The following is an 11,689-nucleotide window of genomic DNA, read 5'->3' on the forward strand; positions in this document are numbered from 1 at the left end:
TTTGGCAAGATAATAGTTGAGTCTTCTTATCAAAATAAGTTGATAAGCGGTAAATATTGGTTATCCAGTGCTACTTAAATGATGCCTGTAAGCAAAGCTCTGTTTTGCGAGTTAAACTAAAAGTCTTTTCTAAAATAAGTCTAAGTTATTCAGCAAGCAGAGCTTGCAAGGCAGGCATTCCCAAACTGAGTTTGGGAACGAGCAAACGAGCAATTTTTGCAGTTCTTTTACAGCCTCTGAGTTTAGAACGAGCAATATTTTTAAATTATTCAAATCCTCAAGACCTGAAAAACTAACTCAATTGTTGCCGCAAACTATCGACAGAAATCTTCACTTCTTGCGCTTCGTGCATGTGGAATACGCGAAATACTTTTTCGGTTAAGGCATCAGAAGCTACAAAATCTTGATAGGCTTTTTCTAACAACGCTTTATAATGCGCACGACGAGCTGTCATCGCTTCTGGCATACTCATTTCTGCTTCATCTAAATAATCATGAAAACGTTGCAAAATATGTAAACGATTCACATGCACGGTAGGCTCATTGTAAGGCACTTCAAAATAGTTTAAAAAATCTTCAGCGGAAGCTAAATCATCTAAATCGTCTTGGAAATCTTCTAGTTCGCTCATGGTAAATTCCTCTTAAATTAGAGAACTGGCAGCCCTCAGTTTTAAAATACGCTGTATTTATGGTTCAATTAGGACTACTTGTCCTGAAGTTATTACGGATTAGAAACCACCAAACGCGGCTTTCTACGCTTTTCATTAAGCACTTCTTTTAACACAGATGCACCTAAACGGTCCTCTGGGTCAAGCAATATTACCTTATCAATCATCTGCTCGCCCTCGTCTAACTCATCCACCCGCAATTTGACATACGCAGCACCTTTCAATGCCAATAAATAAAACCGAATCAAACCCATAGACATGGTTGAGTTAATATGGTGCGGTTCTAAATCACGCCAATCTTCAGGTAATTGTAAACGTTGCCCACTGGTTTTTAAGGCATAATTAGCAACCACTAACACATCTTGATAACGGTGCTGATAATAGTAATAACGATACAACGACACTAAAACAGCTAAACTTTCTGGTGCGAGGAAATAGGCACGTAACAACTGCATTTCGCCTTCTCCTTCGCTATATAATTCAGCCGCTTGCTCTAATAATTCAGACACTTCAGGCGGTTGATTTTCCTCAAAATATAAATCATCTTGCTCTGTACCTGAAAAATCGAATAAATCCATTAGGCAATCTCCTCCGTATTGCAAACATCAGCGGCATTGCATGTAGGACAGTTATCACCTTGTTCTTGCTTTGGTACAGGAATCACTTCAATTTTTTTGAGGCTTGAAGAAGATGTTGCGGCATCAAGTTGATTTTCCAACTCTACAATGCGTTCTAACATACAGCTCATGGCTCTGCCTACAGGATCAGGAATTAAATGATGTTCTAAATCCACACCGTGCTTGGAATGCGGCTTGCGACTGCTGCGTTTCACCACTTTACCGGGAATGCCCACCACGCTACTATTAGGCGGCACATCTTTAATCACAACCGAATTTGCACCAACTTGGACATTTTCACCCAAAGTAATCGCGCCTAAAACTTTCGCCCCTGCCCCGATTAACACCCCATTGCCTAATGTGGGATGCCGCCGACCTTTATTCCAAGACGTGCCGCCTAAGGTGACACCGTGATATAAAGTACAATCATCGCCAATAATGGCTGTTTCACCGATGACAACACCAATCCCATGATCGATAAAGAACCGACGACCAATTTCTGCTCCGGGATGTATATCAATATTGGTCACCAAACGGCTAAACCACGACAATAAACGTGAAGGATAACGCCAACCACGATGCCATAAAAAATGGCCCAGTCGGTGAATCAAAATCGCATGAACACCGGGATAAGTGGTTAATACTTCAAACCAATTACGGGCAGCAGGATCACGGTCAAATACACATAAAACATCTTCTTTGCATTGCGCCCACAAATTCAATTCATGCTCAATTTCTGGATATTCCACAACTGTTTCCATTTTATGACTCCGTTTTAAGGGCTGGCAATCCTTGGCTTTAAAAAAGCGCCCAATGATTTTAGTTTAGAACTGCCAATCCTAAGTATTCGTTAGTGTACAATCGAAAGTCTATTATTATTCAAGCGCATATAAAGCGATTCTAAATAATTCGATTGAGGGCGTGATTTAGTTCGACTCACAAACCGACGAATTTCACCTAATAAAACCGTGGCTTGTTCGCGTGTGACTTGGATCCCCATTTTCGAATACTCCTGTATCACGGTATGAGTGCCTGAGTGTTTGCCTAAAACCAGCTCGTGTTTGCGTCCTAAATCAGCGGGATCAACGCCTTGATAATTCAATGGGTCTTTGAGCAAGCCATCAACGTGAATCCCTGCTTCATGAGTGAATACACCCGGCCCAACAATACTTTTCTGCCAATGTAATGGACGACCCGAAGCCGTTGCGACTTGTTGCGAAATTTCAGCTAAACCCAGTGGATTGATGCCTAAATCTTGGTTGTATAAGCGCTTCATGCCTAATACAATTTCTTCTAATGCCGCATTACCCGCACGTTCACCTAAACCATTAACGGTTGTATTAACATGGGTTGCACCGCCTCGAATCGCTGCCAAAGTGTTTGCAGTTGCCAGCCCTAAATCATCATGGGCGTGCATTTCAATTTCTAAATCGCTTGCACTGCATAAATCACTAATCGCTTCAAATACAGAAAAAGGCTCCATAATGCCTACTGTATCTGCAAATCTAAAGCGTTTCGCCCCTGCATTTTGTGCGACTTCTGTAACTTGTTTTAAAAAATCAATGTCTGCACGAGAAGCATCTTCACCACCAACACTGACTTCTAAGCCCATGTCCAACACTTTGCGAATGTGCCAATCAATGTTTTTCAGTACCCATTCACGGCTTTTACCTAATTTGCGTTGAATTTGTAAATCAGATACAGCAATTGAAACATCTACCATGCTCACGCCTAAATCACGACACAGCTCTAAATCATCTTCGCGCATTCGACTCCAAACCAGTAAATGTGCGTTTAAGCCTAAATCCGCCACAGCTTGAATACTATCGTATTCTTCTTGCCCCATACTGGGAATACCGATTTCTAATTCAGGCACACCTAAGGCATCAAGCTTCTGGGCTATTGCTAATTTTTCTTCAAGGCTGAATGAGACACCTGCAGACTGTTCGCCATCGCGCAAAGTGGTGTCGTCAATAATGATGTTACGCTGTGACATGTTACTTTGTCCTGACTTCGGTGGTTCGTTATACAAGAGCATAGCAAATGATAAGCCATTGATATTTTTATTTTAAAATCAAAAGTTTGCTTTATTTTTGTAGGATAAGAGACAGGTTTTAAATGACTTGAATTTGGAGTTTGTAGCAAAGATAACAATACAATAAATATGGATATTTATGTAATTTATTTGAAATGGGCTTTCTTTTAGATTGCATTATAGGTTTTTATAAAAATTAGCATCCGCCAAAGCTAAAAATAAACTGATATTGCCGATTGGATTCATAAAAAATAATTATTTAATGATGTAAACTTATTGTGGTGCGGGGTGATTATTTAAGCTAAACGATAAACAATAATGAATTTTATTGATTGATTTTAAACGAAAAATATTTTTCGCGAATAAAGAAAATACGGTATAAAAATTGTATTCATCAGTCTGATATTATTTCAATCTATATTGGGCTAGCAGTAATGGCTATGATAAAATTAAACCCAAGTGCAACAAGGGGGTATCATGACTTCTCTTACACGTAAAACAATTCATGTCACCATGCACTTAATTAATGGCGAAATTCTAAAAGGAACTGTCGTCATTGAAAAAACCTTAAGACTCTCGGACACGATGAATAAGCTTAGCAAAGACTTTATGGTGTTAATTGATTACGAAGATAAAGGGCATATTATTAACAAAACCCATATTGTTCAAATCATGGAAAACGAGGACTTAGAGATTCAATCTTAAACAACCACAGGCTTAAGTTTATGCGAGGCGTTTGGATATTTTTAGGGTGGGTATTAATCAGTTTTTCAGTACTTGCAGCAGATGAAGACCTTAAAACAACTACTGCAATTAAAGTAGAGATTAAAGGCATTGAAGAGGCTGAAATTGTAAAAAATATTCTTGCCAGTCTACGCATAGAGCAGCAAAAGAATAATGAGCGTTTGACAAAAAAGCGGATTAAACGTTTACATAAAAAAGCACCTGAAGACATTCAAATCGCGCTTCGGCCGTTTGGTTATTATCGTCCACAAGTTGATAGTGAACTGACCGCACCAGAGGCTGCTAAAACGATATGGACAGCCACTTATACGATAGATTTAGGCGATCCTTTGATTTTAAAAACGGTCGATGTCGAATTACAGGGAGAAGCTAAGAAAGATAAGATATTTGCAAGATTATTAGCCAAATTTCCTGTTAAACAAGGTGATATTTTTAATTCTCCCAATTATGAAAAAGGCAAGCGTGTACTGCGAAACTTAGCTGAGTCACGCGGTTATTTTGATGCTAATTTTCTGACTACCCAAATTTTGCTGGATGAATCTGATTACTCTGCTAATGTGAAATTGGTGTTTGATAGTGGAAAACGCTATAAATTTGGCGCGATACAATATGAGCAAGATACTTTTAAAGAATCGTTATTAGATCGTTATAAAACCTTTGAAGTCGGTGATGCTTATAATGAGGATACGATGTTGGCATTTCGTACCGCCTTGGTGAATAGTCAATATTTTGATGATGTCGATGTCCGTATTCAACGTCCTGACAATAAGCAAGCTAAGAAAAATTATGATATTCCCGTCACCGTTAAATTAGCTCCACGCAAACGCAATTTATATAATGCCAGCATTGGTTATGGGACGGATACGGGTATCCGTGGCGGTTTGGGCTGGGAACGGCGTTATATAAACAGTTATGGGCATTCATTTAAATTTGACCTACAACTTTCTGAGATTCGTCAAGCAGCCACAGCACAGTATTTAATTCCTGTTGGTGATGATGAGAATCAGTATTTAACTGCTAAGGCGGGTTATTTAAAAGAAGAAAATGATATTTATGATACGGAAAGTTTGATTGTGGGTTTATCGAAAAATCAGATTCGAACCGTTTTTAACAATATTAAATTGCAAGAAGTTATTGGCATTGAGTATCGTGATGAAAAGTATCAGATTGGTGAAGACACAGGACACGCCACCTTATTGATGCCGAATGCGTCGTGGTCGTTTATTAAAGCGGATGATCGTATTTATACATTGAATGGCTATAAATTGGATTTTTCGATACGTGGTGCACTGAATAATCTTGGCTCGGATAATTCTTTTATCCAACCTCATTTAAGCGGAAAATATATCCATCAAGTCTTTGAAAAAGGCCGTTTTATTACTCGTGGCGAATGGGGTTATACTTCTGTTTCGTTATTAGATGGTGAATTTCGTGATTTACCGCCAAGTATTCGTTATTTTGCAGGCGGTGATAAAAGTGTACGGGGTTATGATTACAATGCATTAGGCCCTCAAGATACGAAAGGCAATGTGATTGGTGGTAAAAATTTGATTGTTGGAAGTGCGGAATATGAACATCAAATCGTGGGTAAATGGAGTGCAGCGGTATTTTATGATGTGGGCAATGCCTTTAATGATTTTTCTGAAGCATTACAACATGGGGTTGGGGTTGGGGTACGATGGCGCTCACCGATTGGCTTGATTCGAGTTGATGTGGCAACCGCGTTAAATGATGATAATTATCCCGTGCGCTTGCATATTAATATCGGCCCAGATTTGTAATTGTTAGCGAGACTTTACTGCACCTGATTTAAATAACGCACAATTTTAGAACAAGATTAAACGGATGATTGGATAAACAGGATTTTTTATCTTGGCGACCTTTCAATCTGTTACATCCTATTCAAAAATTATAGCTCCTCATCTCCCCACACCACATTATTATCCCATTCTTAGGCTTGTTTAAATTTGGCGATGGCTTTTTGTTTTGCCATCTTTGAGGAGTTGACGGGCTTCAGCGGCGAGTTTAATTGCGCCTAATGTATCTTTGGGTCGGTCTTCACAGGTTTTCTTATATGGATAATTTTCACCTATATATTTTTCCCATTCATCTCTTAAAAAGTTACGGTTGGCAATGTTACAGGCTTTTTTAAACCATGATTCAGAATCAACATCCCAAATCGATATAAGGTTATCTTCTGGGTCTGACATGCGGGAATATCCAATGGTAATTTTTCTGCTTCTTGCTGTGCCATTTTAAGTTATTTAACTTTCTTCATTAATTTCATTAATTACTCATTTTTTTCATCCCTTATCAACCTCTTAAGCTTGCTCTATTTCTGATTTCATGGCTCTCAATTGCTTGCGTAATTCATCAACTTGCTCAACAAACTGTTTGTTGAAAGACCATTGTAATTGTTGTGGTTATCGTCGTATTTTTATCACCGCTAACAATATCGCCACCTGCGTTCATTGAAACGTTACCGCCCACATTGCCGAAATTAAATCCACTCATAAAACACTCCTTTTAAATGAAACCATTGTAAAAAACAAACAAGTTCTCAATAATATATTTAATGGCAGATAATAGTTTATTAATATAGAAGTTAACTAAAAAAGGCAATGAATTAAGAACAACTAAAACAGCAGTGGTTTGAATTTTTAGTATTTTACAAAATAAGGCAGGGAATAAAAAAACCGTCTCTCAGGTCTAATCTAACATGAACAATCAAGAACAGCGATTCGAAGCCCTTGTGCGTGCATTGTCCGCAGATTTATATCGTTATGCGTATTGGCTATGCCATAACCGTAGCGTGGCGGAAGACCTTGTGCAGGAAACTTATATGCGAGCGTGGCATTCATTTACCCATTTGCAAAACGAGAAATCAGCAAAGGCATGGTTAATTACGATTTTGCGCCGTGAACATGCTCGTTTGTACGAAAAACATCGCCCAGAAATGGTCAATATCGATGACACAATTTTATTTGCAGAAGGCGAAACCCAAGAGCAATTAGCTGAACAACGCATGTTGCAAAAAGCCATTGCTCAATTAGAGCTAGAATTTCGAGAGCCTTTATTATTACAATTGATTGGAGGGTTTACGACCAGCGAAATTGCTGAACTTTTAGAACTAAACCAAAATACCGTGCTTACACGATTGTATCGAGCACGTAATAAATTAAAACAACTATTGGCGACTCCGCCACAATCAGCGAAGGGTAAGCATTATGGATGACCTCGAATTCAGACGACACGCGCTTATCGAGCCAAATTGTCAGGATGAAGGCTTCATTCAAAAAAAAAATGAGTCTACAGACAATCAAAAATGGGTTGAGGCACAACAAGCACTAGAATATCAATTAAACCAAGCTGTATTACAAGTCTCCATCCCAGAACGTTTGAGCGAGCGTATTATTTTACAACGGACACTAAAAACCGATTATCAAAGACAATCACAACGTCGTCGCTATGTTTGGTATGCACTGGCAGCCAGTCTATTTTTAACTATCAGTGTGTTATTGATCAATTTACAACCTGCGGAAGAGGTCAGTTTAAATCAATTGGCATTGCAACATGTTTACGAGGAATTACCGCATTTACATGACCAACAACATAAAACCATAGATCATTTGAACATGATGCTACATCAATATGGTGGCACATTAACCAAAAATATTGGCGAAGTGAATTATTTAGGCGCGTGTAAAATTGCTAATAAATCAGGGATTCACATGGTATTACCAGCCAGCAAAGGCGTGGTGACGGTGATGATGTTGCCGCAAATTGACACTAATCAAGCGCGTTCATTTTCTGATCCACGTTTTCAAGGACGCATCATGCCAACCGACAAAGGCAGTATTGTGATTGTGGGTGAACATGGTGAGAATTTACAGACTTTTCAACAGTATTTTGCCCAAAATTTGACTTGGCAAAGGAGTTAATACAATGATTCGTTTATTTATAGCAGTGGCATTTTTATTAAATTTTCAAACCGCAACCGCAGCGGAAATACAATGGCATGATTGGTCAGCTGCCACTTTGCAAAAAGCCCAGCAAGAAGATAAATTGATTTTACTGAATATGTCCGCGACATGGTGCGGCTTTTGTAAAAAAATGAAAGCGACGACTTATAAAGATGCGGATGTATTGAGCGAAATTGAAAAAAATTATATTGCGGTGTATGCCGATGAAGCAGAATATCCTGAGCTGGTGAAACGCTTTCCTAAAGTCGGTCGTCCCGGAACCATTATTTTAAATGCCGATGATGAAGTGATTATTTACAAAAATGGCTATCTCAAACCGCAATGGATGTTATGGCTATTACAAGCGGTGGTGCAACAAGTCGCAGCAGTTCCCAAACCAGCAGAACAAGGTACAATATGAAACGCCGCGCTTTTCTGATTGCCACAGGTTCGATCAGTGTGTCCAGTTCGCCGCTATTAATGGCAACCGAAGCAGACCCGATTGAACCAACATTAAATCCCCATTTTATCCAATCCAAGCAAACCGTTGAGCTTGATTTAACCCATCAACAATGGGAAACCATCGCCGCCGCACAAGAACATTTATTTCCCGCTGAATCGGATTCTCCCGGTGCGAGTGACGTGAATGCCCAAGATTATTTATATGCCGTTTTAGCTGATGCCAACCGTGAAGAAGCTGACCGTAAATTAGTTAAACAGGGTGCAATTGAATTGGACGAAATCAGCCAGCAGCAGTTTAAAAAGCCGTTTACTGCATTGAATCAATTTGATCGAGAAACCAGTTTACGTGCCTTTGAACAAGATGGCGGACGGGCTTGGATTATGACTGTGCTGGGTTATATTTTTGAGGCGTTATTGGCTGATCCTGTGTATGGCGGCAATCCGCAAACGATTGGCTGGCAATGGCTGCAACACAATCCGGGTTTTCCACGTCCTCAAGCGAATCAAAGGTTTCATCAATTATGAACGACTTCGATGTGTGTATTATTGGTAGTGGTGCGGGGGCTGCGCCTGTGGCTTACGAATTGTCCAAAGCGGGCTACTCGGTTGTGGTGCTAGAAAAGGGTCGCTGGTTTAAAAACGAGGAATTTACCAAAGATGAATTGCTGGGGATTCGTGAAAAATTTACCCCTGATTTGCGCGATGAACAACATATTTTAGAATTACCGCGCGGAGATAATTGGCGTACAAAACCTACATTACATTCTGGTTGGAATTTCTGGAATGGCAGTTTAGTTGGTGGTTCAAGCAATTTTATGAGTGGTTTTTTTCATCGTTTAAAGCCTGTAGATTTTCATCAGCGCAGCGAATTCGGCAAAATTGAAGGCGCGAACGTAGTCGATTGGCCAATCAGTTACGCAGATTTAGAACCGTATTATGATAAAGTTGAAAAAGTAGTTGGTGTGTCTGGACGCGTGGTTGAGCATCCATTTCAAGAACCACGCAGCAGTGAAGATTTTCCATTTCCCCCCACGCAAGAACATCCAATTTCCAAACATATTGACAAGGCTTGCGACAAGCTGGGCTATCACGCAATTCCAATGCCTCGGGCAATTTTATCTCGTCCTGCGTTGGATCGCCATTCGTGTAGTTACAATGGCTTTTGTGGCAGTTATGGTTGTAGCACAGGGGCGAAAAGTTCCGCTCGTGTTGCGTTAATCGATCAAGCGGTGGCAACAGGCAATTGTGACGTGCGTACCGAATCGATGGTGAAGAAAATCAGCACCAATGCACAAGGCAAAATCACTTCAGTCGACTATTTTGATAAACAAGGCGAATTACAGCGCGTCGATGCGAAAATCTATGTGGTTGCTTGCCAAGCAATTGAAACATCACGTTTATTGCTCAATTCTACAGGTGCGAAACATCCCAACGGCTTAGGCAATGATAATGGACAAATTGGTAAAAATTTATTATTTGCAGGCGGCGGCAGTGGTTCGGGACGTTTGGCGTATAAAAATTATGCAGAAGCGGAACAATCAGAGTTAAAACAATTTGGTACATTCATTAATCGTTCAATTCAAGATTGGTATGTGATTGATGATAAGGATTATGGTGAACGCCAAAAAGGCGGCACAATTGATTTTGTACATTTACATCCGAATCCCATCGCTCGCGCCAGTCGTCAAGTACAAGGTTCACAAGGCTTAGTGTGGGGCAAGCCGTTAAAACAGAAACTCAAGGAGCATTTTACAGGCGGAAAATATATCAAATTAGAATGTTTTTGTGATTGGATGCCGACTGATAATAGCCATGTTTCGATTGCTTCTGATTTAAAAGACAAGTGGGGTATTCCATCAGCAAAAGTACGGGTTGATGTGCATTTGCATAATTTGCAAGCGGGCTGGTATTTAGCGGATAAAGGCGCGACAGTGTTAAAACAAATGGGTGCTGAAAATGTAGTGGCGTTTGCTTCAGGTGCGCCACCGACTAATTTAGTGGCAGGCGGTTGTCGGTTTGGTGATGATCCTGAGATTTCAGTTTTGGATAAAAATTGCCGTTCACATCAAATTGAAAATTTATATATCACGGATGGCAGCTTCATGCCCACGGGTGGCAGCGTACCTTATACATGGACGATTTATGCAAATGCGTTTCGAGTTGCCGATCATTTGTTGAAGGAATTGGGCAAGCCTATGACCGCTATTGTATAAGTCCGTTATTTCTGTTTAGTAAGCCACGACAATATCGATGATTTTGATTAAGAATTGATATAACTCTGGCTTTATTTGTTGTTTGGGCTTTATAGTTACTCTATATTGCTCCGTTTTATTGATGATAAGAGAGATAAGTAAAGGACGTACATATTTATTATAATCAGGAGAGCCAAATTTTTCTTTATTGTTCATTGTAAAAATATGAGCTAAACGTCTTGCTAATAAGTAACGGTAGTAAAAAATTCTGATTTTTCTAGGTGTAACATTTTTTATGCACTTTAAAGAGCGAATAAGATTTTTCTGCTCATTACCATCAATGTCATAAACATTCTCTTGTTGTTCAGAAGTTTTACTACTAATGGATTTATTTCTTCCTTTTGCTTTCTTTGTTGTTGGTAGTGGATGAGAACATTTTGAGTCAGAATAAATTCTGAATAGCTCTTCTTTTTCAGCTTCAGTCAATTCAGGCAGTTTAATAGCAATTAGAAATAATTTATCTATATATTCAGTAATTAATTTATCCATATCTGCTGATTTTTCAGAGTGTTGAGCAAGATGGCTGTATTTTAAATAAATTGCTCTTTCTAATATTATTTCATCAATACAAGCGATAATGACTAAACGTTTATGAATTTCGTCATCATCTAACATGACTCGCAAAGCATCAATAATCTCAATGATTTTATTTTCTGAACATCGGTCAATATCATCAATAATAAGCAGAATTCTTTTTTTGCTATTTTTAGGGTCTGGAATCCATGCTTCCAGTAATAGCCTTAATTCTTTAAAAATTTCTGCCTGAATACCTAAAACATCTTGAAAAGAACGTTGTGATAAAAATTTCTTCAAAAGATTAACCGCTCTCTTTTATTGATTAGTCAGAGCTTTAACTAAACAACCACCCGCTAAAGACGGGTGGGTTAGAGGCTTGGCGGCTGAAAGCCGGGATACAGGGCGACCAAGCCCTGTTGTCATTAAAGAATTAG

Annotated in this window: 14 protein-coding genes; 7 read left to right on the forward strand and 7 right to left on the reverse strand. The window is 39.2% G+C overall.

The window, feature by feature from the left end:
* Positions 1 to 292: 292 nt before the first annotated feature.
* The 4 genes from nifW to nifV all read right to left on the reverse strand — a co-directional run bounded on the left by nifW (position 293) and on the right by nifV (position 3,280).
* Positions 293 to 628: a nitrogenase-stabilizing/protective protein NifW gene (gene nifW / locus ABXH34_RS07370; RefSeq protein WP_353571226.1), complete on the reverse strand. Its 336-nt coding sequence runs from the start codon at positions 626 to 628 to the stop codon at positions 293 to 295.
* Positions 629 to 720: 92 nt separating this feature from the next.
* Positions 721 to 1,245 (reverse strand): hypothetical protein, encoded by a 525-nt coding sequence (locus ABXH34_RS07375; RefSeq protein ID WP_353571227.1) that lies wholly within the window; start codon positions 1,243 to 1,245, stop codon positions 721 to 723.
* Positions 1,245 to 2,045: a serine O-acetyltransferase gene (cysE, locus tag ABXH34_RS07380; RefSeq protein ID WP_353571228.1), complete on the reverse strand. Its 801-nt coding sequence runs from the start codon at positions 2,043 to 2,045 to the stop codon at positions 1,245 to 1,247. Before cysE ends, ABXH34_RS07375 begins: the two co-directional genes overlap by 1 nt.
* Before the next feature lie 89 nt (positions 2,046 to 2,134).
* Positions 2,135 to 3,280, reverse strand: a complete 1,146-nt coding sequence (gene nifV, locus ABXH34_RS07385; RefSeq protein ID WP_353571229.1) for a homocitrate synthase — start codon at positions 3,278 to 3,280, stop codon at positions 2,135 to 2,137.
* Positions 3,281 to 3,796: 516 nt separating this feature from the next.
* Between nifV and ABXH34_RS07390 the strand changes: the two genes are divergently transcribed.
* Both ABXH34_RS07390 and ABXH34_RS07395 read left to right on the forward strand, forming a co-directional pair.
* Positions 3,797 to 4,024, forward strand: a complete 228-nt coding sequence (locus ABXH34_RS07390; RefSeq protein WP_353571230.1) for a hypothetical protein — start codon at positions 3,797 to 3,799, stop codon at positions 4,022 to 4,024.
* Positions 4,025 to 4,044: 20 nt separating this feature from the next.
* Positions 4,045 to 5,844: an autotransporter assembly complex protein TamA gene (locus ABXH34_RS07395; RefSeq protein WP_353571231.1), complete on the forward strand. Its 1,800-nt coding sequence runs from the start codon at positions 4,045 to 4,047 to the stop codon at positions 5,842 to 5,844.
* A gap of 180 nt (positions 5,845 to 6,024) precedes the next feature.
* Here the strand turns inward: ABXH34_RS07395 and ABXH34_RS07400 are convergent, their stop codons facing one another.
* Entirely contained in the window at positions 6,025 to 6,273 is a 249-nt protein-coding gene (locus ABXH34_RS07400) for a hypothetical protein (RefSeq protein ID WP_353571232.1), read from the reverse strand.
* Positions 6,274 to 6,445: 172 nt separating this feature from the next.
* Positions 6,446 to 6,577: a hypothetical protein gene (locus ABXH34_RS07405; protein WP_353571233.1), complete on the reverse strand. Its 132-nt coding sequence runs from the start codon at positions 6,575 to 6,577 to the stop codon at positions 6,446 to 6,448.
* A gap of 205 nt (positions 6,578 to 6,782) precedes the next feature.
* On the opposite strand from ABXH34_RS07405, the gene ABXH34_RS07410 reads away from it, so the two are divergent.
* The 5 genes from ABXH34_RS07410 to ABXH34_RS07430 are packed head-to-tail and all read left to right on the forward strand — an operon-like array spanning position 6,783 to position 10,700.
* Positions 6,783 to 7,298: a sigma-70 family RNA polymerase sigma factor gene (locus tag ABXH34_RS07410; protein ID WP_353571234.1), complete on the forward strand. Its 516-nt coding sequence runs from the start codon at positions 6,783 to 6,785 to the stop codon at positions 7,296 to 7,298.
* Positions 7,291 to 8,004 carry a DUF3379 family protein gene (locus tag ABXH34_RS07415; RefSeq protein WP_353571235.1) on the forward strand — a complete coding sequence of 238 codons (714 nt, stop codon included), beginning with the start codon at positions 7,291 to 7,293 and terminating at the stop codon, positions 8,002 to 8,004. Before ABXH34_RS07410 ends, ABXH34_RS07415 begins: the two co-directional genes overlap by 8 nt.
* Before the next feature lie 4 nt (positions 8,005 to 8,008).
* Positions 8,009 to 8,446, forward strand: a complete 438-nt coding sequence (locus tag ABXH34_RS07420; protein WP_353571236.1) for a thioredoxin family protein — start codon at positions 8,009 to 8,011, stop codon at positions 8,444 to 8,446.
* Positions 8,443 to 9,012, forward strand: coding sequence for a gluconate 2-dehydrogenase subunit 3 family protein (locus ABXH34_RS07425; protein WP_353571237.1), 570 nt, complete (start codon positions 8,443 to 8,445; stop codon positions 9,010 to 9,012). Before ABXH34_RS07420 ends, ABXH34_RS07425 begins: the two co-directional genes overlap by 4 nt.
* Positions 9,009 to 10,700 (forward strand): GMC family oxidoreductase, encoded by a 1,692-nt coding sequence (locus tag ABXH34_RS07430; protein ID WP_353571238.1) that lies wholly within the window; start codon positions 9,009 to 9,011, stop codon positions 10,698 to 10,700. The genes ABXH34_RS07425 and ABXH34_RS07430 overlap by 4 nt, the downstream gene beginning before the upstream one ends.
* A 15-nt stretch (positions 10,701 to 10,715) precedes the next feature.
* Here ABXH34_RS07430 and ABXH34_RS07435 read toward each other — a convergent pair whose 3' ends face one another.
* Positions 10,716 to 11,552, reverse strand: a complete 837-nt coding sequence (locus ABXH34_RS07435) for a P-loop NTPase fold protein (protein WP_353571239.1) — start codon at positions 11,550 to 11,552, stop codon at positions 10,716 to 10,718.
* Positions 11,553 to 11,689 lie beyond the last annotated feature (137 nt).

It is taken from the genome of Candidatus Albibeggiatoa sp. nov. BB20 (genome assembly GCA_016744725.1).
Taxonomy (GTDB): Bacteria; Pseudomonadota; Gammaproteobacteria; order Beggiatoales; family Beggiatoaceae; genus Albibeggiatoa.